Here is a 19,589-nt window from a genome sequence, read left to right as displayed (position 1 = left end):
AGCTCCGGCGAGCTCTGGACCGATGCAATCACATCTCCGAACGAGACAACGACACCTGACCATGACCACTCACACTTTCACTCTGATCGTCGAAGGACCTGACCTTCAGTCAGACGAACTCATCGACAAGGTGTTCGAAGCCGGCTGCGACGATGCATTGATCGGCCAAGTCGACGGCATCCAGTTCGCCGATTTCGACCGTGAAGCCAACACCCTTCGCGACGCAGTGCTCTCGGCCGTCGCCGAACTCGAGTCCATTGCCGGGGTCACAGTGCTTCGATTGGCGGATGCCGGACTGGTGTCCATGGCCGACATCGCTGCTCGTACCGGCCGAACCCGCGAGAGCGTGCGACTCCTCATCACAGGCGAGCGCGGACCAGGTGGGTTCCCACCCCCCGTTACCGATCCGCGCAGTCGCTACCGGCTCTGGCGCAGCGACGAAGTCGAAATCTGGCTTCGGAGATTTCTCGCCGCGCCCTTCGACGACTCGGCTGTCGATCGAATCCGGGCAGTCATCAACGCCAGCCTCGAACTCCGCAATCACTGGGCCCACCTCAAAGGCTCAGAGCGCTCGGAACTTGAAACCCTCGTGGACATCTGGCCAAAGCAGCGAGTCGGTTGACGAAGGGCGCTCAAGCATCGCTGCAGTCTTTCCCGTCTCCTAGTCCAAGGCGCGCCACGCCGATCCACGGTCACCGGGAGATCTGCCGTCAAGGCCAATCTTGAACCCACCTAGAGTTCTCGACATGGACGTGTCGCGCCCGCCGCAGGCTGTCGAGGTCGAAGCGCGACAGCCGTTCAAGCTGTGGATCAGATTCGACGATGGCGTGAGCGGCATCGTCGATCTAGCTGAGTGGTCAGCCCGAGGCGTCTTCGCAGCTTGGTCGGACGCGACTTTCTTCAAGACCGCACACGTGCGGCCGTACGGCGCTATCGCATGGGGCAAAGACGATGCGCTCGAACTCGATCCCACGTCCATGTACATGGATCTCACCGGCAAGAGTTTCGAAGACCTGCACCCGAAACCGTGGCCCGATCTGGTGAGCTGAGATCAACTCAGTTTCGTCATGGCCGAGCTCAGCGGCTTCTACGGGATCGTCATTCGCATGTACGGCAACGACCCGGTGTCACCTCTGAGTTCCCGGCGTTGCTGACCTAGGGTCACCGGGAGATCGGCCACTCGCGCCGACGTGGATCTGCTGCGGAGGGGACGCACGTTGAGTTCACCGAGAGTTGGCACCACGATCCACGAATCGACACCGGGGTGGGACCCGCCGAGGCGTCCGCCCCCGGAGGCACCCAATGTCGTCGTGATCGTGCTCGACGACACCGGGTTCGCGCACCTCGGGTGCTTCGGGTCCGACATCGACACACCGAATATCGACCGGCTGGCGGCCGGCGGGCTGCGCTACACGAACTTCCACACCACGGCGCTGTGCTCGCCCACCCGAGCCTGCCTGCTCACGGGGCGCAACCACCACTCAGTCGGCATGCGGACCGTTTCGAACATCGACCACGGATTCTCGAACAGCCGCGGCGTGATCTCGCCGAGCGCAGCGACGCTGGCCGAGATGCTCCGCGGCCACGGGTACGGCACCTTCGCGCTCGGCAAGTGGCATCTGGCGACGCTCGAAGACTGCTCGCCCGCCGGGCCGATGGACCACTGGCCTCTGCAGCGTGGCTTCGACCGCTTCTACGGCTTCATGGGCGGAGCGACCGACCAGTTCTCGCCCGAGTTGCAGGTTGACAACCATCCGATCGACCCGCCGTCGGAGGCCGGCTATCACCTGTCCGAAGATCTCGTCGATCAGGCGATAGCAATGATCACCGCCCATCAGGGCTCCGCACCTGGCAACCAATTCTTTGCGTACGTGGCCTTCGGTGCCACCCACTCGCCGCACCAGGCGCCCCGCGACTACGTCGAGAAGTACCGCGGCCGCTACGACGACGGCTGGGACATCGTGCGGCAACGCTGGTTCGAGCGGCAGCTAGCGCTCGGCATCGTGCCCGAAGGCACGACCCTGGCACCGCGCAACCCCGGCGTCGAGCCGTGGGACGAGCTGCCCGACACCAACAAGGCCGTCTACCTGCGAATGCAAGAGGCGTTCGCCGGCTTCCTCGATCACACCGACGATCAGGTCGGGCGGCTCATCGATTACCTCGAGATGATCGGCGTGCTCGACGACACGATCGTGATGCTGGTGTCCGACAACGGCGCCAGCCAGGAAGGCGGCAAGCACGGCACTCTGAACGAGCTGGCCTACTTCAACCAGATCCAGACGCCCATAGAGGGCATGGCAGAGCGCATCGACGAGATCGGCGGCCCGAACATCTACAACAACTACCCGTGGGGCTGGGCCCAGGTCGGCAACACACCGCTTCGCTTTTATAAGCAGAACACCTACGAGGGCGGCATCCGCGACCCCTTGATCGTCCACTGGCCCAATGGCATCAGCGACGCCGGCGGCGTGCGCGACCAGTACCACCATGTGAGCGACATGACGCCGACCATCCTCGAGTGCATCGGCGTCACCGCGCCCGGGACCTACCACGGCGTTACGCAGATGCCTGTCGAGGGCACGAGCTTGCGATACACGTTCGATGCACCATCGGCGCCGACTCGCAAGACGACGCAGTACTACGAGATGCTGGGCCATCGCGCCATCTGGCACGACGGGTGGAAAGCAGTGACCATGCACTCACCCGGAACCCCGTTCGAAGACGATCAGTGGGCGCTGTACCACACCGACGCGGACTTCTCCGAGTGCACCGATCTTGCTGAGACACACGCTGACAAGGTGCGAGATCTTGTGCATCGGTGGTGGTCCGAAGCGGGGAAGTACAACGTGATGCCCCTCGACGACGGGCGCGGCGGCAACTCCTTCGTGCAGCGCAGGCCGGGTCATGGCCCGCCGGGACGCACGCAGCGCTTCTACGCCGGGACGCCTCACCTCCAACGCGGCAAGACGCCCGATATTCGCAATCGGTCGTTCACGATCACTGCCCGGGTCGCCCGTGCAGCGGGCGACGACGGCGTGCTCGTGGCCTATGGCGCCCGTACCACCGGGTTGACCTTATTCGTGCAACACGATCACCTGTGCTTCGCCTACAACCGGCTCGGTCAGATGTTCGAGGTGCGCAGCGACGGTCCGTTGGGAGAGGGCCAGCTCGACCTAGTGGTCACGTTCACGAAGAGCGCTGATTTCGTGGGCACGGCGGTGCTGTCGTGCGTGAGCAACGGCACTGCGAGCGAGCTGGGGCGTGGTCCGGTCGAGATGCTGCCCTATCGCGAGACGCTGTACGGCATGGATATCGGCAAGGACGCCGGCCCCACGGTCACCGGCGCCTACCAAGGCCCTTTCCCGTTCACGGGTAGGCTCGATTGGGTCGAATACGAACTCGAAGACGACCGCGACGACCTGATCAAAGCGGCCGAAGTCGAGCACCAGAACCAGTTGGCAGACCAATGAGCCTGATGACCACAACCAGGTTCAGCGCAGACGAGCTGTACGAGATCGTCGCGACCTACGCGAGCTTCGGCAACCACCACACCGGGACCCCCGCCGATGCCCAGACCACGGCGTGGCTCATCGACGTCCTTCGAAGCCTCGGGGCCTCGGCGCACGAGGACCCCTTCGAGTTCGACCGCTTCGTCTGCACGGTCGATTTGCGGATCGATGAGGGCATCGTGCCTGCGCTCGGGGTTTTCTACAGCGCCGTGGGCGACTGGCGAACCAGGGATCTTTCGGTCGTCGACCTCGATGCCAGCATCGTCGGCAACCCGCGGGGGCTCGACCCCTACCTCGACGCCGACCCTGATGCAGAAGCGCTGGTGTTTGCCATCAACGGCCTCGATGATCATCCCGTGCAGTGCAACCGGGTGCCGCAGATGCGTGCATCAGGACGCCCCGCAGTCATCATCCCGGGCAACTGGGCCGAGCGGGTTCGTGGCGCAGACGCCGAGTTGACCTTCTCGGCGGCCCTGGAATCAGGTCACAGCGCCAATGTCATCGCCACGTTCGGCTCGACCGACGCGAAAGCAATCAACATCACCACACCGCTGACCGGCTGGACCCCCGCCGGCGGCGAGCGCGGCACCGGTCTGGCAGTCGCGTTGGCGATGGCCGTCGATCTCGCCGCCGATCACCACGTCACGCTCTCGGTGTGCAGCGGGCACGAGATCGATCACATCGGTCTCAATCACTATCTCGCCAGCCGCGACGTGGTGGGCTGGCCGGTCGTCCATCTCGGCGCGTCGGTCGCGGCGGTCGAACCCACATCGACGGGTCCGGCTGGGCTCGGCGATCAGCGGATGGTGCTGACAACGGCCAATGGGGAGCTGCGCGACGAGATCGGCAGCCGAGTGGCCGCAGCAAATTGGCGGCTGACCGAGGCGAGTCCGTGGCCCGGCGAGGGCGGCAACTGGTTCGAAGCGGGGGCGTCGGTGCTGTCGTTCCTGGGCGGGTCATCGCTGTTTCACACCACCGCCGACACCGCCGCCGCCGCGACGACGCCGCAGGCCATGGCCTTGGCCGCCGAGGTCGCGATCGACGCGGCCCGGCTCTTTCTCGCCAGTCATCGTTAAGCAGAGCCAAAAGGCCGAAGCATCTCCGGCATGCTCACGCTGGGGCGATCGGCCGCCCTTCGATTGAGGTAGACGACCGGCCGTCAACCCCGACCGGTACCTCGCCCATCAGCGTGACCCGCCAGAACTGCCGGTCGAAGTCTGTCTCGAAGATGTCGCGCGGGGCGAGGTGAGCCGTCGACCGGTTGTCCCAGAAGGCGACACAACCCGGCTCCCAGCGGAATCTGACCGTGAACTCGGGACGCACCGAGTGCTCCCACAACATCTCCAGCAGAACCTGGCTCTCACGAGGAGCGAGATCGACGATGGCTTCGAGAAACGCCGGGCTCACATACAGGACGCGCTCGCCGGTTTCAGGATGGACCCTCACGAGCGGGTGTTCGCTGACCAGAGACTGCTCGCGAATGCTCCGTTCGAGCTCAGTCGAGCTCTGACCACCGGACGGCACGGCGTACCGGTGCACACCTCGGAGTCCGTCGACGAACTCACGAAGTGCCGGAGACAGGGCTTCGTACGCCGCCGCCAAGTTGACCCACTGGGTGTCGCCGCCGTATGGCGGGACAGTGTCGCTGCGAAGAATCGATTGTCCGGGCGGGTTGACCGCGGCAGTGATGTCGGTGTGCCAACCGGTCCACGGCCGCATCAACGGCGGTGCGTTCGTGCTGTTGGCGGTCCGGTACTTGGCGATCGAGTAGATCTCGGGGTGTTCCTCATTCCCTCCGAACACCACATGACCCGGTGTCGGCACCCCGAATTGGCGCGCCATGGCGACGTGAGCGCGGTGGTCGAGCTCCTGACCGCGGAAGAAGACGACTTTCCAGCGCAGCAGGGCCGCCCAGATGTCGGCCACCTCAGCGGGAGTGAGCGCACAGCTCAGGTCAACGCCGCCGATCTCAGCGCCGATGTGCACCGAGAGAGGCCGCACCTGCACATCGGCCGAACGCTGTGCGCCGTGCCCTGCGGTTGCGGTCGTGTCGGGATCGGCGCTCATACCGCTGTCCTCAGTCGGCTCAGCCGACCAGCGCGTCGGCCGGGTCGGGGATGGCCGCGATGAGCCGCTGGGTGTAGGGATCCTGGGGTCGGTCGCACACGTCGTCGGGGCTGCCGCGCTCGACGATGCGGCCGTTGTGCATGACCAGCACTTCGTCGCAGAGCTGGCGGACCAGAGCCAGGTCGTGGGCGATGAACAGCATCGCACTGTCGGCATCGACCAGTGCTCGCAGCAACCGGGCAACTCGGGTTCCCGTCGTCACATCAAGAGAGCTGAGCGCCTCGTCCAAGACGAGTACCCGGGGCTCGCTCGCCAGCGCCCTCGCAATGGCGACGCGCTGACGCTGGCCGCCGGAGAGCTCCCGGGCCGTGCGCGGCCGCAATTCAGCGTCCAGTCCGACATGCTCAAGGAGTTCATCGATGCGGGCGCTGTGCTCGGTGGGCTCGCGGTGGCCGTGCACTCTCAGCGGCTCTCCGATCAGCTGCTCTGCGCTGTGGCGCGGATTGAGCGCTTGCAGCGGATCTTGGAAGACGGCCTGGATGCGGCGGCGGTAGTCGAGGCCCGGATACGTGGGCAGATCGTGGACCGCTACACCGTCAACCGTCACCTCCCCTTCGAATGGAACGAGACGCAGCAGCGCCCGAGCCACAGTGGTCTTTCCCGAACCGGATTCGCCGACGATCGCTGTAATCGCGCCCGACTTGAGCTCGAAGCTGACATCGTCGACGGCGGTGAACGGCGCCGGACGGAGCATGGTCAGGCTCCTTGGCCGCTTGAAGCGGACCGTCAGGCCATCGGCCGTCGCTAGCACGGTCACTGGGAGCCTCGGGGCTCGAGCCCATCCGCGCCGGCCGTGATGGCGGGCAGCTCCAAATCCTCGGCGCGGATGCAGGCCACGCCATGACTCCGAACTGCTCTCAGCTCCGGCTCACGCTCACGACACTCCGGCAGTGCATGCTCGCAGCGGGGTGCGTACACGCACCCGACCGTCGGCACGGCAAGCGCCGCCGATCGGTCGATCATCGGCTCGATCTTGATGCCGCCCACGTTGCGCGGCACCGACAGCAGCAGCTCGGACGCATAGGGATGCTGCGGCGCCGTCACCAGGCCTGCCATCGGCGCCGTCTCGACCACCCGGCCCTGGTACATGACGAGGGTGCGATCGGCCAACTCGGCCGCCACCCCGAGATCATGGGTGACCAGCAGCACCGCCAGGCCACGTCGTTCGCCGAGCTGCTTGAGCAGCGTGATGATCTCGGCCTGGATCGTGACGTCGAGAGCGGTCGTGGGTTCATCGGCGATCAGCAGCCGGGGCTCACTGGCCAGAGCCTGGGCGATCACCACACGCTGAGCCATGCCGCCCGAGATCTGGTCCGGGCGCAGGCGGGCGACTTCGTCCGGGCGAGGCAAGCCGACAGCCGTCAGCAGCTCGATGGTCCGAGCTGAGATCTCTCGCCGCGATCTGTACCCGACCCGCTTCAGCGCGTTGGCCATCTGCCGGCCCACCGTCTGCAACGGGTTCAAGCTGGCAGCCGGCTCCTGGAAGACGACGCCGAGGTGGCTCCGCCAGCGACGCTGTTCGCGTCGGTCCATGTCAAGCAGGGAGATCTCGCCGCCGACGATGTCAAGCGACAATTCGGCGGCACGCACGTCGGCAGGCGGCGTCAGCAGCGCTGCGACCGCCATCACCGCGCTGGTCTTGCCGCTCCCGGACTCGCCGACCAACGCGACCACCTCGCCTTCATCGACGTGGAAGTCGGCCGAGAGCACCGCAGTGGTCTCGGGATAAGCAACCGACAGCGAACGAACCGTCAGAACCCGGTTCGAGACGCCTGCTGTATTGACGACCTGCGCATTGGCCTCTTTCGCCCTGTCGTCTCTGGGCGCAGCGATAACCGGCTCGAGGTGGCCCGCGGGATGGTCGAACGACTCGCCCTTTCGCCGGCGTAGCAACGAGTCGCCGACGATGTTGATCGCCAACACAGTGATGAAGATCGCCGCACCCGGCGGCACCGATTGAAACGGGTGGTCGCGATGGACACGCTGCGCGTTGGTCAGCATCGACCCCCAACTGGCGTCGGGGATCTGCACGCCGAGTCCGATGAAACTCAGGCTGGCCTCGATGACGATCGCATGGGCGAAGACCGTGGTGGCGATGACGACGAGTGGACCGCCGATGTTCGGCAGGATGTGACGCAGCAGCAGACCCGACCTGCCCACGCCCACCACGCGCGCGCCGTCGACATACAGGCGCTCGCGTTCGGTCAATGCCAAACCGCGCGCCAACCTGGCCACGCTTGCCGAGAAGGCCAGACCGACGGCCAGCATTGCCGGAATCAAGCCGGTGCCGATAGCGGCGATGATGGCGATGGCGAGGACCAGGGCCGGGATGGCGGCAACCGCATCGACGACGCGCATCACCAGTCGATCGATCATGCCGCCGAGGTACCCCACCGTGATGCCGATCGGCACCCCGACCGCGATCGCGATCGCCGTCGCCTCGAGCCCGGCGATGGCGGCCACGCGGGTGCCGACAACGAGCCGGGTCAGGGTGTCCCGGCCCAGGTTGTCGGTGCCGAGCCAGTGATCGCCGCTCGGGCCCAGTAGGAGCTTCTGGAAGTCACCGAGATTCGGGTCGTAGGGCGAGAGCCAGGGGCCGAAGATTGCCACGCCCGCCAAGAAGAAGATCAGCCCCCAGGCGACCTTGACCAGCGGGCTCTCCTTCGCCGAACGCGTCTCAGGCCCGCTCATGCCACACGCGTCCGCGGGTCGATGATCGTGTAGGTGATGTCCAGCGTCAGCTGGACCAGCGCGACGCCGACCGCCGCCACGAAGACGAACCCGAGCACGATCGGCAGGTCACCGTTCTGAATGGCCTCGAGCACGAGTGAGCCCAAGCCGGGATAGGCGAAGACCGCCTCGACGACCACCGCCCCGCCCAGCAATGTTCCGAACAGCGTCGCAGCGCTCGTGACCACCGGAATGGAGGCGTTGCGCAGCGCAGTTCGGTAGAGAATCGACCGCCGAGACAAGCCGACCGAGAGCGCAGTGCGTATGTACGGCTCGTGCAGCACTCGGACGAAGGCGGCTCTGGTCTGACGGGCGATCGCCGCCGCCGCAGCAGTGCCGAGCGCAATGGACGGCAGGGTGATGCTGATCAGCCAGTCCTTGACCGATTCGGTGGGGCCGGTATAGGCGGTTGCCGGAAACACGTCATAGGGCAGGGCGACGAACGCGACGAGCAGAATTCCGACCCAGAAGTTCGGAAGTGCCTGGCCCGACGATGCCGCCGCTGTGATGACCGTGTCCGTCGCTCTGCCGGCACGTACGCCCGCGGCGATGCCGAGCACGGTGCCGATGGTCGCCGCGACGAACAACCCTCCAAAAGCCAGCGAGAATGTGACCGACAGGCGCTCTTTCAAGAGCTGGGAGACTTGATTCGGACCATTCCAGGACTCTCCCAAGTCTCCGGTGGCCGCATTTCCCAGCCATCGTCCGTATTGGACGATGAACGGGTCGTTGACGCCGATCTGCTCCCGGAATGCCTCGTAGGCCTCTTCGGTCGCGTCGTCGCCCAGCCGGACGATGGCGGGATCGGTCTCGGTGAGTTGCAGCAGCGAGAACGTGATGAAGCTCGCGAGGATCACGAGCGGAATGAGCGAGACCACCCGGATGAGGACGGTGCGCGTCACGAGGTCATTCTGCCCTACAGGTCAGCCGTACTCCCCAGCCCGATGATGGTCGGGCTGGGGAGCCGGCCTGAGTGATTGAGGATCACGAAGCGGTGTGGCCCCGGAACTATTCGACGCTCATCCCATAGGGGCGCGGCATGATCTCGCTGGCGTTGAACTCGGCGCCGCTGACTCCCGGGCCGATGACCACGCCGTTTGTCCCGTGCCCGTACACCATCACGAACCCTTGGTTCACGGCATACGCGAACGTCCTGGCCCAAGCTGCGTTCTGCTCTTCGACCGTCGTGGCCTCGAACGCCTCGGCGGCAAGATCGGCCAGGTCGCCGCGGTCTGCGAGGAACGGATCGAAGCCGTTGCCGGGCGCCAGACGCTGACGGTAGAACCGCTCTGGCGGGTGACCCGCGTTGAACGTCGGAGTGAGCGCAGTCACACCGGCGCGCATGGTGCCGGCCAGCGTGCCCGGCTCGCCGACATTGACCGAAACGTCGAGCCCGAGGGCCGTCCACATCTGCGCTATGGCCTCGGCAGTGGGAGCGAGCGGCGGGATGGTCTCGAGCGTGATGGCGAACCCGTCCGGATAACCGGCCTCGGCGAGGAGCGCCTTTGCACGGTCAAGATCGAACGCCCACTGCTCGGTCGAGGCGTCGTGCCACGCCTCGTTCGGCAAGAACCATCCGGGGTACGGGTTGCCCAAACCGTTCTGGATCGCGTTGTTGTATCCATCACGGTCGAGCGCCAGATTCATTGCCTGACGTACACGAAGGTCGCCGATCGGTTCGAGCAGGACACCGTCAATGTCCATGACCTGCACGTATCGCAGGGCCGGCTCCGGGTTGTCGATGATCGTAAGACCGGCGTCGATATACGCCGACACCGACAGGTCTTCCTTGAAGACCAAGTCCAACTCGCCGTTCAGAATGCCGTTGGTGGCCGCTTCGTCTTGCAGCAGACGGATCTCGATTCTCTCGATCCGAACCGACGCTGGGTCCCAGAAGTCATCGGTGCGGGCCGTGAAGTCCTGCTGCACGCCGGCACGCGTCGACTCCGCGTCGAACACCCAGCCACCGGCGCCGACGGGCACGGCGTCGAGGTCGGTGTCGAAGGCATTCGGGCTCACCATCATGCCCGGCAGCCAGGTCAGCTCTTGGAGGAACGCCGTCGAGGGCTCGACCAGGTCGAAGCGAACCGTCAAGTCGCTCACCGCGGTGATTGCAGCGATGTTGCTGTACGTCGCGGCCTGCGGGCTGTCCTCGCGGGCCTTGGCCCGCTCAAAGTTGGCCACGACCGCTGCGGCGTCGAGGGCTGCACCGTCGCTGAAGGTGATGCCCGGCGCGAGGTCGAGCTCGTAGGACGACGAGCTGATGATGCGGAACGCCTCTGCCTGGCGCGGAGCGACCCCCCCGTCGGCACTGCGGATCAGCAACGTGTCGTACACCGGAATGAGGTACGGCCCTTGCGCGATCCCGGCCATGACCGGGTCGTAGGTCTGGACATCAGTCGTCATCGCCATCCGCAGCGTGCCGCTCGGCCCGGAGGGCTCGTCGGCCATGTCGTCATCGGCCGGCGCGTCATCGGCCATGTCGTCGTCAGCCATGTCGTCATCGGCTGGCGCGTCATCGGCCATGTCGTCATCGGCCGGTGCGTCGTCTGCGGAGTCACCGACTTCCGTATCGGTGTCGGGTGCAGCGCCGTCGCCGTCATCGTCGCCGCCGCAGCTCGCGGCAAATAGCGCGAGCACTGCGAGCAGCGCCAGCAATAGGCGGCCGCTTCGGAGGCCGCTCTCGAGTGGATCAACGCAACGCACGGGTCGCACTACGAGATCACCGGAATCATCGACGCAGACGACACCGTCGCACAGGCGCGAGAAGGGTCCTTCGAGCTGGGCTTGGTGCTGTGCGACGGCGACGTCTGTGCCCGTGAGCAGGTGGTGGTCGAACGATCAGCCGAGGGCTTTCGAGTGTCGGCCGCCGACGTCGACGATCCGCTGATCCCGCCGCTGCTCGACCCGCCGATCGGGGTGCGCACCGGGTGGCTCAACGCCCAGCTCGACAAGCACAAGTTCGTGGTCTTGGTGTTCTACCGCGGCCTGTGGTGACCGCCATGCCGTCGCGAGTTACGCGGCTTCGGAAAATCGGGGGTCGTCGAGAAGATCCGAGCGGCGGGAGGCGAGATCTTCGCGATCACCAGTGAGCCCCAGAGCCTCGCAAGCGAAGCACAGGACACCTGGGAACTGGACTATGAAGCGGTCGGCGACCCGCACCACGAGATCCTCGGCGACTGCCGTGAGGCTGGGTTCGATCTCTACATCGGCGACGGCGCAATCTTGGAGCGGCACTGGTCTTCGCACCCGAACGGCATCTTCCAGGCCGGAATTCTGGCCCTCGCCGAGGACCGACGGGTGCTGTACCGCTGGCATCGTCGCCCCACTCACCAGAACCGCGGTGGCGCCTCCGGTCGAGTCACCGCGTCGCACATGTGGTCGCGTATCCAAGACGGGTTGGCCAGCGACATCGACGCGCCATGGGACACCGACCCCCCGCTGGACGCCCCAGAGGCTTTCTGGCCGTACTTCGTCGCTCAGCTGTTTGCCCACGGCTGGTTCATCAGGCCGAAGCGTTTCCCGCTCGGCCGACCCGACGACAAGCCGTCTGCGCGCGTGTCCGCGATGAAGCCACGACTCATTGGATTCGCCGCCGCATGGGCCATCTGCTTCGTGCTCCTGCCAGCTCGCCGAGTGTTCCTCGCTTTGATCGGCTACGCAGTGGCGATCACACCGGGCGTCCGCAGGATGAATCGCGAGTTCCAGCACGTTCCCGACGGCCGCCCGCCCGAGCCCGGCGGGCGAAGCTTCGGCACCGAGCCTCTGCAGCCCCGCCCTCCTCGAACCAGGTGACGGAAGGCGAGTCGAGTTAGTCGAATGTGCGCCTGGCCGTTTCCCAGGCGCTGATCTTGTCCCAGTCGTACTCCACTCCCAGGCCCGGGCCGGTGGGTACCGCCACGCATCCATCAGCACCCACATCGTCGAGGCCATCGCCGTAACCGTCTGCGTAGATCGGCGGCTGCAGGCAGTTCTGCGACGTGTCGGGATTGACCAGGCCCAGCTCGTAGAACAGCGCGTTGGGAATGGCCGACATGCAGTGCCGGTGCATCGGGCCGGCCGTGTGGAGCTGCACCTCCATGCCGATGGCGTCGCAGAAGTGGGTCAGCTTCATCGTGCCGGTGATGCCGCCGTCCAACTCGGGATCGATGTGCATGATGTCGGTGCCGCGAGCCAGCACGAAGTCGGCCTTCTGCTCGAATCCTCGGATGTGCTCGGCAATGAGCATCGGCGTGCTGATGAACTCTCGCAGGCGCTGGTGAGCGGCGGCGCTCGACGAGGCATCGCGGTAGGGGTCTTCGTACCAGAGGAATCCCAAGTCGTCGCACGCCCGACCGACTTCCACGGCATCCATGAATGACTCCAGTGACGATGCGGGGTCGGTCATCAGCTTCATCGAGGACCCGACACGATCGCGAACCGCTGTCATGATGCCGATCTCGTTGGCCACGCTGCCGTCGAAGAAGCCGTGGATCTTGTACGCCGGCAAGCCGCGCTGCTGGCATTCCTCCGCGAAGTCTGCGTATTTCTCGATGCTGTCCAGGCCGCCGGGTGTCTGTTGGCCCGGTGTCGTGCTCGCGTACGTCGGCAACCGCTCCCGGTACCCGCCCAGCAACTGGCTGATGGAGGCGCCGTACTTCTTGCCTGCGAGGTCCCACAGGGCGGTGTCGAGTGCCGCGATGCCGACCTTGTCGAAGTGCCGGAACTGGATTTTGAGGAGTTCGAAGATCTGTTCGCGCTGCTCTGGGTCTCTGCCGATCAACAGCGGCGCCATGTCGCAGACTTGCGCCATGGCGTGCTCGGTTGCGCCGTAGTGGGGTGCGTAGCTGCCCGTGTGACCGTCGTCGGATTCGATTGTCACCACGAACTTCGAGACGCTCGTCTCCGCCCTAGGCAAGTACGTCCAGATCGTCGGACCGACATCGCAGAGTTGGTACGTGTAGGCCTGAACGACGATGCGGCTGATCTTGCTCATGGTTCACCTCGGTGGGAATTGTGTTGAAGCAGGCGGCGGGCGGCTTCGACAACCACGCCGACAGCACGCTCCTCGGTGGCGGCGATGCGGGCCTCGTCGACCACGGACTCCGACTCGGTGCGTTGGGCGATTACTCCGGCGACGCACCCGGCCCGCCAGCCGTTGGCCGCGCACATCGTGAACAGGGTGGCCGACTCCATTTCGTAGTTGAGCACGCCGATCCGACGCCACTCGGCCAGGCTGCCCCGCAGCCAGCTGACGACATCTCCGGCCACCGTGTCGTAGCGCTCCTGGCCGGGGTAGAAGGTGTCGCTCGACGCCGTGATCCCCACCTGATGGGGGGCGTCGAGGGCGACCGCTGCATCGACCAGGGCACGGGTGCACTCGTACGAGGAAGCGGCCGGGTACTCCAGCGGAGCAAAATGACGGCTCGCACCGTCGAGGCGCACCGCCGCCTGGGTGATGACCAAGTCACCGATCAGCAGATCAGGCTGGATCGAACCCGTGGTGCCCACGCGCAGGAACGTCCGCACGCCGAGCTGGGCCAGCTCCTCCACCGCGACCGAGGTCGACGGCCCGCCGACACCAGTCGAGCAGACCACCACCGGCTGGCCGTCGATCGACGCTCGATAGGTCGTGAATTCCCTCACGGAGGCCAGGTGCGCCGGCTCGTCCATCGTCTCGGCGATCCTCGCCACCCGCGCGGGATCGCCCGGCACGATCGCAAGCGTGGCCCCGCCCAGATCGGTCGCGGTCACGCCTAGGTGCATCACTCGCTCGTCACCCATCACCCGACCCTATTTCTCGGCCGCACGCGACACCGCCGTCGCCGTGTCGGCAACCGATCTCCGCCGACACGACTCGCTGCCGGCGATCTCTGCAGTCAGTCGACTGCGACTGGGCGGACGGCTGATGCCGGCCGGAACGCTTCGATGTGTTCGGTATTGGTCGAGATGTAGGGCCCGCCGATGAGGTCGATGCAGTACGGGACTGCGGCGAACACCGCGTCGAGGCACTCTGCGATTGCCTTGGGCTGACCTGGCAGGTTGATCACCAAGGCGCCGTCGCAGATGCCGGCAGTCTGACGCGACAGGATCGCAGTCGGCACTGCCTTCAGCGATGCGGTGCGCATCGCTTCCCCGAAGCCGTGCAACATCTTGGAGCAGGCTGCCTCGGTGGCCTCGGGGGTGACGTCGCGTAGTGCCGGGCCCGTGCCGCCGGTGGTGAGGATGAGACAGCACCCTGCTGCGGCCAGCTCCCGGATCGCTTGGGCCACCTGGTCCTGCTCGTCGGGAACGAGCGCAGCCTGCGCAGACCATCCCGAGGCCAGCACCCGCTCGAGATAGGCACGAATCGCCGGTCCTCCCCGATCTTCGTAGTCGCCGCGACTGGCCCTGTCCGAAACCGTCACGATGCCGATAAGCGCGTGCGTCGAGAGGTTCTGCGTTCCATCGGAGGTGCTGGTCACGCCGAAACGGTACCGCTCGGTTGGGAATGAGTGCCATTCCTATAGGACCATCTCCATTGCCACGGCGGAGCAGAACAAAACCACACATCAGCACAAAATGGGAATCGTTCCTATTCCTGTTATGATCCGCCGCCGTGTCTCTCCTCCAGGCGCCAAGTCGCGCCCCGGCTGCGTCGCATGACGGCTGGGCATGGAGTCGCCGGCCTACCCTCATTGCCCTCACATCGCTCACCGTTGTGTCGGTGGTGGTCGCCATCGGGCTCGGTCCGGTCGGCGTGGCCCCCCCGACAGTCCTGAAGATCATCGGGCACCACATGATGGGCCTGTTCGATGCCGAGAGCTGGGCCCGAACCGACGACGCAATCATCTGGCAAGTGCGCCTGCCACGGGTGCTGCTCGGCGCAATCGTGGGTGCGGCACTCGGGGTCGTGGGAGTGACGCTGCAAGCCCTCGTCCGCAACCCGCTGGCCGAGCCGTACATCCTCGGCGTGAGCTCGGGAGCATCCGCCGGAGCAGCTGCGGCGATCCTGTTCGGAGTCGGCTCCTGGCTGGGCCGAGAATCGGTGTCGCTGATGGCGTTCTTCGGCGCCCTCGGCGCCCTTGCGCTCGTCTTGGCGTTGGCCCGTTCCTCCGGTCGCATCACCCCCTCGCGGATGCTCGTAGCCGGCGTGGCCGTCGCCTACCTGCTGAGTGCCGTCACCAGCCTGCTCATCCTCTTCGCCGAAAGCGAGTATGGCGCCCGGGCGGTGATGTTCTGGCTGCTCGGCTCGCTCGCGAACGCCGACTGGTCCACGCTGCCCATCGGCTACCTCGGCATGGGGGCCGGCATGATCCTCGTGTTCTGGTGGCGCCGCCGACTCGACCTGTTGGCACTCGGCGACGAGACCGCAATGGCGAGCGGCGTCGATCCCGGACGCACCCGGCTGCAGCTCGTGGTCGTCGTCGCGATGTGCGTCGGCTTCGCCGTGTCGCTGTCGGGCGGCATCGGATTCGTCGGTCTCGCGGCACCTCACATCGCGCGACGGATCATCGGACCGATTCACCGCCATCTGATCCCGGCATCCGCAGCGTTCGGCGCCCTCATGCTGGTCTGGGCGGACGTTGCGGCTCGCATGGTGTTGCAGCCCCGCGAGCTGCCCATCGGCGTCGTCACTGGCGTGCTCGGTGCGCCGGTCCTCGTCGCGCTCGTTCGAAAGCTCAGCCACAACGCATGAGGTGCCTGCGCCCGTCTACCCCCTCCATGAAAGGAAACCTCCCAGTGAATCCCCCAATGAAGAAGGAAACCCCCATGAAATTGTCACTGCCTCGGAGCATGCGCCGAGCAGTCGCACTGCTCCTGGCAGCCGCATTTGTGGCCGCAGCATGTGGAGGAAGCGACGAATCACCCGCAGCGGCCCAAGACGACGGCTTCCCGCTGACCTTCACCAACTGCGACACCGAGTTCACCCTCGACGCCCCTCCTGAGCGGGTGATGCTGATGGAGGCAGCGGCGCCCTCGCTGCTGTTCGCCGCCGGCGCCATGGACCGTGTGATCGCCCGCATTGAGAGCTTCCCGGAGGAGTACTACACCGCCGAGGAGTTGGCCCTGCTCAACGACATCCCGGCGTTGGTGGCCCAGCACACATCGACCGGCGGTGTTGAGATATCGGTGGAGGCGATCATCGACCACGACCCCGACATCGTCATCGGCTACGACACCGCCACCCTCACCCACGACGCGCTCGCGGACGTGGGCATCCAGCTCTACGTGATGCCCCCGTTCTGCGACAACCCGCCGACGCCGTCGTTCGAGAGCATCTTGGACGAGGTCCGCTTCTACGGGGAACTCTTCGGCACCAGCGAGACCGCCAACGCGAGCGCCGACGCGCTGGAGGCCGCCGTGGCCTCCGCAGCCGATGCGCCGGTTGCCGAGGGCCAGACCGCTGCTGCGCTGTATGTCAGCTCTGACGGCAGCGCCATCTACGCCTACTCCTCGCTCGGCATGGTGCATCCGCTGATGGAGGCGCTCGGCATGACCAACGTGTTCGCCGAGCTCAGCGAGCGGGTGCCCGAGGTCTCGATCGAAGAGGTCATCGGCCGCAACCCCGAGATCTTGGTGCTGCTCTATGACGACTTCGGCCTCACACCCGACGAGATCAGCGCGCTGGTCACCGATCTTCCCGGTGCGGACAGCATCGCCGCAGTCGAGCAAGGCGCGGTGTACCCGCTCCTGTTCAACTGGGCCGAGCCCCCGACGCCGCTCGTAGTGAAGGGACTGTCTGAGCTCAGCGCTCAGATCACCCAGTGACGAACCCGTGATCACGGCCACCGGCATCGACCTGCGGCTGGGCGCCGTCGATGTCCTGTCCGGGGCGCAGCTCAGCACGCGCCCCGGACAGGTTGTCGGCCTCATCGGGCCCAACGGCAGCGGCAAGTCATCGCTGCTGCGCTGCCTGTACGGCATGCTCCGCCCGCACAGAGGGGCCGTTCTCATCGACGACGTCGCGATCGGGTCAATGTCGCAACGCTCGATTGCACGTGCGGTCGCCGTCGTCACTCAAGACACCTCAGCCGAAGGGATCGATATCTCGGTCGGCGAGTTCGTGCTCTTGGGACGCCACGTTCATCGCGGCGACCATCAGGGCTTCACCGACGACGACCGCAAAGCCGTGCTTGACGGGCTGGACATGGTGGACATGTCGAGCTTCGCCGATCGCAGCATCCACCATCTGTCGGGCGGGGAACGCCAACGGGTGCTGATCGCCCGGTGCATCGCGCAGCAGAGCTCGGTCATCCTGCTCGACGAACCCACGAATCATCTTGACGTCCGCTACCAGCACGAGGTGCTCGCGCTGGTCCGGCACCTCCAGATCGACAGCATCGTCGTGCTGCACGACCTCAACCTGGCCAGCCGCTACTGCGATCATCTCGCCCTGCTCGACCACGGCAGGGTGGTGCGACAGGGACAGCCCGACGACGTGCTGCAAAGCGAGGTACTCGAACCCGTCTACGGCATCGAGGTACGACGGCTGGCCGACGGGCGCCACTCCCACTTCGCGTTCGGCCCTCTCTCGCCGTGATGGGCAACGAGCGATGAATTCCGCGCCGAACGGCTGGGCTTCCCCGGCCTCCATACGTGTCCAGATCTGCCGCGGCTGCTGCTGCGGGACCGAGCGGAAGCACCCCGAGACCGACCACGATGGGCAGACCGCCGCGATCTCGGCCGTCGCTCGAGCTCGCGTGGTGGACTGCGTGGACGAGTGCGCCTACTCCAACGTCGTGATTGTCCGCCGCGGCGACGGGTCATCGGTGTGGCTCGGTGGCATCAACGACGCCCTGCTCACTGATGCACTGTGCGAGTGGCTTGCCGACGGCGCCTCGCAGCCGCCGCCTCCGGTCCTTCAGTCGAAGGTCTTCATCCGCAGGTCAAGTGCAGTCGGGGCAGATTCCGAAGACGTCGAGCCGGTGGGTGCTCGGCTGGAACCCGCTGGTGTCCAGCGCCTTGTCGAGTGATGTCTCGAGGCTGCGTTCGTCCGCAGCGGGCATGAAGAAGTCGTCAACCATGCCGCACACGGTGCAGATGGTGTGGTGATGACGGCCGATGATGTCCTCGGAGAACTCGTAACGAGTCGGGTCATCGATCCCGACAACACGCCGGACGATGCCCACGCTTTCGAGGTCGGCCATGTTGCGGTACAGCGAGCTCTGAGTTAGGCGAGGCCGGAGCTCGAGCATCTCGGGGATAGTCGCCGGTCGAGCGGCGCGCACGAGAAGCTCCACGAGTTCTCGCCGACCCTTGGTGTAGAGCTGCCCGGCGTCATTCAGGCGGGCCGACACCAATTCGTGAGTATCGGCGAGTCGCTCGCCCATCAGCACATTCTACCGAGGCCGGTTGCGCCAGCTTGAAGGTGCTACGCCGTCTCTATGCGGTGATCCGGCCAACGAATGCGGCGATTTCATCGATCACCTCGTCTCGGATCGTCTCATTCACCAGTTCGTGGCGAGCGCCTTCGTAGAGGCGGATGGTTTTGTCCTCGCTGGGCATCGACTGCACCGCCTCGAGCGAGGTGCGGTAGTCGACGAAGGGGTCATCAGTGCCGTGGCAGAACAGCACCCCCATGGTGAGGGTGCTGACCTGGGCCTGGAATCGGTCCAGGGCGACAACCTCGGCTTCAAGCAAGGGCCGCTTGTACCGGCCCCGGTAGATGAGCGGATCGGTGGCGTAGGCCTCGACTGCGGCGGTGTCGCGGGACATGCCCGAGAAGTCGGTCGTGGCGGGAGGCAGCTCTGGCTGCGCCAGAACCTCCCGGGCCCAGTTCCAGTCGCCGATCACCGCGCCGAGCAGGACGATGCCGGCGACATCGTCGGGGTATTCCTGGGCAAACCTCGAAGTGAGCAGCCCGCCCATCGAGTGCCCGATCATCACCACCGGCAGCCCAGGATGCTCGGCCTGCGCGATGTCGACGAGCATCCGCAGGTCGTCGACCACGTGCTCGAAGTCGGTGATGAGCGCCCGCTCGCCGTCGCTGCGACCGTGCCCCATGTGGTCCTCGCCGTAGATCACCGCGCCATCGGCCATCAGCCGCTCGGCCAGGTGGCCATAGCGTGCCGCGTACTCGGCGTAGCCGTGCACCACCACCGCGATGCGGCGCGCGGGGCCTTCGGGCACCCATCGCTCGTAGTGAATCGATCCCTCTGACCCAGCGAACATCGGCACGGGCGCGGTTCTAGCACCCCCGCACACCGGCGCCCTTCGTGCTGAGTCTCGTAGGAACCGTTCTCATTCCGGTTAGAGTCCCGG

The 19,589-nt window shown here is 65.9% G+C and carries 20 protein-coding genes; 9 read left to right on the top strand and 11 right to left on the bottom strand.

Going from position 1 to position 19,589, the window contains the following annotated elements:
- Nucleotides 1–61 precede the first annotated feature (61 nt).
- The 4 genes from VI480_RS13195 (at nt 62) to VI480_RS13180 (ending at nt 4,585) form a co-directional block, all read left to right on the top strand.
- Nucleotides 62–622, top strand: coding sequence for a hypothetical protein (locus VI480_RS13195; protein WP_323673318.1), 561 nt, complete (start codon nt 62–64; stop codon nt 620–622).
- Nucleotides 623–746: 124 nt separating this feature from the next.
- Complete coding sequence (locus VI480_RS13190) at nt 747–1,049, top strand: DUF2442 domain-containing protein (protein WP_323673317.1); 303 nt, start codon at nt 747–749, stop codon at nt 1,047–1,049.
- A 168-nt stretch (nt 1,050–1,217) separates the two neighbouring features.
- Entirely contained in the window at nt 1,218–3,470 is a 2,253-nt protein-coding gene (locus VI480_RS13185) for an arylsulfatase (RefSeq protein WP_323673316.1), read from the top strand.
- A 5-nt stretch (nt 3,471–3,475) separates the two neighbouring features.
- Entirely contained in the window at nt 3,476–4,585 is a 1,110-nt protein-coding gene (locus VI480_RS13180; protein WP_323673315.1) for a hypothetical protein, read from the top strand.
- Nucleotides 4,586–4,619: 34 nt separating this feature from the next.
- Here VI480_RS13180 and VI480_RS13175 read toward each other — a convergent pair whose 3' ends face one another.
- The 5 genes from VI480_RS13175 to VI480_RS13155 form a co-directional block, all read right to left on the bottom strand.
- On the bottom strand, nt 4,620–5,576 hold the full coding sequence (locus tag VI480_RS13175) for a TauD/TfdA dioxygenase family protein (RefSeq protein ID WP_323673314.1): 957 nt from the start codon (nt 5,574–5,576) through the stop codon (nt 4,620–4,622).
- A 19-nt stretch (nt 5,577–5,595) separates the two neighbouring features.
- Nucleotides 5,596–6,330: an ABC transporter ATP-binding protein gene (locus tag VI480_RS13170; protein WP_323673313.1), complete on the bottom strand. Its 735-nt coding sequence runs from the start codon at nt 6,328–6,330 to the stop codon at nt 5,596–5,598.
- Nucleotides 6,331–6,389: 59 nt separating this feature from the next.
- Nucleotides 6,390–8,327 carry a dipeptide/oligopeptide/nickel ABC transporter permease/ATP-binding protein gene (locus VI480_RS13165; protein ID WP_323673312.1) on the bottom strand — a complete coding sequence of 646 codons (1,938 nt, stop codon included), beginning with the start codon at nt 8,325–8,327 and terminating at the stop codon, nt 6,390–6,392.
- Entirely contained in the window at nt 8,324–9,268 is a 945-nt protein-coding gene (locus tag VI480_RS13160) for an ABC transporter permease (RefSeq protein WP_323673311.1), read from the bottom strand. Before VI480_RS13160 ends, VI480_RS13165 begins: the two co-directional genes overlap by 4 nt.
- Nucleotides 9,269–9,374: 106 nt before the next feature.
- Entirely contained in the window at nt 9,375–11,024 is a 1,650-nt protein-coding gene (locus VI480_RS13155; protein WP_323673310.1) for an ABC transporter substrate-binding protein, read from the bottom strand.
- A 132-nt stretch (nt 11,025–11,156) separates the two neighbouring features.
- Between VI480_RS13155 and VI480_RS13150 the strand changes: the two genes are divergently transcribed.
- The gene (locus VI480_RS13150; protein WP_323673309.1) at nt 11,157–11,363 is read left to right on the top strand and encodes a hypothetical protein; all 207 of its coding nucleotides are present in this window, start codon (nt 11,157–11,159) and stop codon (nt 11,361–11,363) included.
- A gap of 18 nt (nt 11,364–11,381) precedes the next feature.
- Here VI480_RS13150 and VI480_RS13145 read toward each other — a convergent pair whose 3' ends face one another.
- Complete coding sequence (locus VI480_RS13145) at nt 11,382–11,603, bottom strand: hypothetical protein (protein ID WP_323673308.1); 222 nt, start codon at nt 11,601–11,603, stop codon at nt 11,382–11,384.
- 138 nt (nt 11,604–11,741) lie between these two features.
- On the opposite strand from VI480_RS13145, the gene VI480_RS13140 reads away from it, so the two are divergent.
- Nucleotides 11,742–12,161, top strand: coding sequence for a hypothetical protein (locus VI480_RS13140; RefSeq protein ID WP_323673307.1), 420 nt, complete (start codon nt 11,742–11,744; stop codon nt 12,159–12,161).
- A gap of 16 nt (nt 12,162–12,177) precedes the next feature.
- On the opposite strand, the gene VI480_RS13135 is transcribed toward VI480_RS13140, so the two are convergent.
- The 3 genes from VI480_RS13135 to mog all read right to left on the bottom strand — a co-directional run bounded on the left by VI480_RS13135 (nt 12,178) and on the right by mog (nt 14,809).
- Nucleotides 12,178–13,341, bottom strand: coding sequence for an enolase C-terminal domain-like protein (locus VI480_RS13135; RefSeq protein WP_323673306.1), 1,164 nt, complete (start codon nt 13,339–13,341; stop codon nt 12,178–12,180).
- Nucleotides 13,338–14,129 (bottom strand): uridine phosphorylase, encoded by a 792-nt coding sequence (gene udp / locus VI480_RS13130; RefSeq protein ID WP_323673305.1) that lies wholly within the window; start codon nt 14,127–14,129, stop codon nt 13,338–13,340. Before udp ends, VI480_RS13135 begins: the two co-directional genes overlap by 4 nt.
- Nucleotides 14,130–14,224: 95 nt before the next feature.
- Nucleotides 14,225–14,809: a molybdopterin adenylyltransferase gene (mog, locus tag VI480_RS13125; RefSeq protein ID WP_323673304.1), complete on the bottom strand. Its 585-nt coding sequence runs from the start codon at nt 14,807–14,809 to the stop codon at nt 14,225–14,227.
- A gap of 134 nt (nt 14,810–14,943) precedes the next feature.
- Between mog and VI480_RS13120 the strand changes: the two genes are divergently transcribed.
- The 3 genes from VI480_RS13120 to VI480_RS13110 all read left to right on the top strand — a co-directional run bounded on the left by VI480_RS13120 (nt 14,944) and on the right by VI480_RS13110 (nt 17,868).
- Nucleotides 14,944–16,023: an iron ABC transporter permease gene (locus VI480_RS13120; RefSeq protein WP_323673303.1), complete on the top strand. Its 1,080-nt coding sequence runs from the start codon at nt 14,944–14,946 to the stop codon at nt 16,021–16,023.
- Nucleotides 16,024–16,097: 74 nt separating this feature from the next.
- The gene (locus VI480_RS13115; protein ID WP_323673302.1) at nt 16,098–17,096 is read left to right on the top strand and encodes an ABC transporter substrate-binding protein; all 999 of its coding nucleotides are present in this window, start codon (nt 16,098–16,100) and stop codon (nt 17,094–17,096) included.
- Between the two features lie 7 nt (nt 17,097–17,103).
- Nucleotides 17,104–17,868 (top strand): ABC transporter ATP-binding protein, encoded by a 765-nt coding sequence (locus VI480_RS13110; protein ID WP_323673301.1) that lies wholly within the window; start codon nt 17,104–17,106, stop codon nt 17,866–17,868.
- Between the two features lie 346 nt (nt 17,869–18,214).
- Here the strand turns inward: VI480_RS13110 and VI480_RS13105 are convergent, their stop codons facing one another.
- Together VI480_RS13105 and VI480_RS13100 are read right to left on the bottom strand one after the other, a co-directional pair.
- The gene (locus VI480_RS13105) at nt 18,215–18,658 is read right to left on the bottom strand and encodes a Fur family transcriptional regulator (protein WP_323673300.1); all 444 of its coding nucleotides are present in this window, start codon (nt 18,656–18,658) and stop codon (nt 18,215–18,217) included.
- A gap of 52 nt (nt 18,659–18,710) precedes the next feature.
- A complete protein-coding gene (locus VI480_RS13100; protein WP_323673340.1) occupies nt 18,711–19,499 on the bottom strand; it encodes an alpha/beta hydrolase in 789 nt (262 codons plus the stop codon).
- Between the last annotated feature and the right edge of the window lie 90 nt (nt 19,500–19,589).

Source organism: Candidatus Poriferisodalis multihospitum (genome assembly GCF_028283155.1).
GTDB lineage: Bacteria > Actinomycetota > Acidimicrobiia > Acidimicrobiales > Poriferisodalaceae > Poriferisodalis > Poriferisodalis multihospitum.
The sequence above is the reverse complement of the archived record's forward strand: the minus strand, read 5'-3'. Positions and strand labels throughout refer to the sequence as shown.

What these genes read in the sequence shown, in the direction of transcription:
- VI480_RS13180 (WP_323673315.1), top strand. Translation starts at nt 3,476, where the DNA reads ATGACCACAACCAGGTTCAGCGCAGACGAGCTGTACGAGATCGTCGCG.
- VI480_RS13195 (WP_323673318.1), top strand. Translation starts at nt 62, where the DNA reads ATGACCACTCACACTTTCACTCTGATCGTCGAAGGACCTGACCTTCAG.
- VI480_RS13170 (WP_323673313.1), bottom strand. Translation starts at nt 6,330, where the DNA reads ATGCTCCGTCCGGCGCCGTTCACCGCCGTCGACGATGTCAGCTTCGAG.
- udp (WP_323673305.1), bottom strand. Translation starts at nt 14,129, where the DNA reads ATGGGTGACGAGCGAGTGATGCACCTAGGCGTGACCGCGACCGATCTG.
- VI480_RS13140 (WP_323673307.1), top strand. Translation starts at nt 11,742, where the DNA reads ATGTGGTCGCGTATCCAAGACGGGTTGGCCAGCGACATCGACGCGCCA.
- VI480_RS13165 (WP_323673312.1), bottom strand. Translation starts at nt 8,327, where the DNA reads ATGAGCGGGCCTGAGACGCGTTCGGCGAAGGAGAGCCCGCTGGTCAAG.
- VI480_RS13175 (WP_323673314.1), bottom strand. Translation starts at nt 5,576, where the DNA reads ATGAGCGCCGATCCCGACACGACCGCAACCGCAGGGCACGGCGCACAG.
- VI480_RS13115 (WP_323673302.1), top strand. Translation starts at nt 16,098, where the DNA reads ATGAAATTGTCACTGCCTCGGAGCATGCGCCGAGCAGTCGCACTGCTC.
- VI480_RS13190 (WP_323673317.1), top strand. Translation starts at nt 747, where the DNA reads ATGGACGTGTCGCGCCCGCCGCAGGCTGTCGAGGTCGAAGCGCGACAG.
- VI480_RS13100 (WP_323673340.1), bottom strand. Translation starts at nt 19,499, where the DNA reads ATGTTCGCTGGGTCAGAGGGATCGATTCACTACGAGCGATGGGTGCCC.
- VI480_RS13135 (WP_323673306.1), bottom strand. Translation starts at nt 13,341, where the DNA reads ATGAGCAAGATCAGCCGCATCGTCGTTCAGGCCTACACGTACCAACTC.
- VI480_RS13105 (WP_323673300.1), bottom strand. Translation starts at nt 18,658, where the DNA reads ATGGGCGAGCGACTCGCCGATACTCACGAATTGGTGTCGGCCCGCCTG.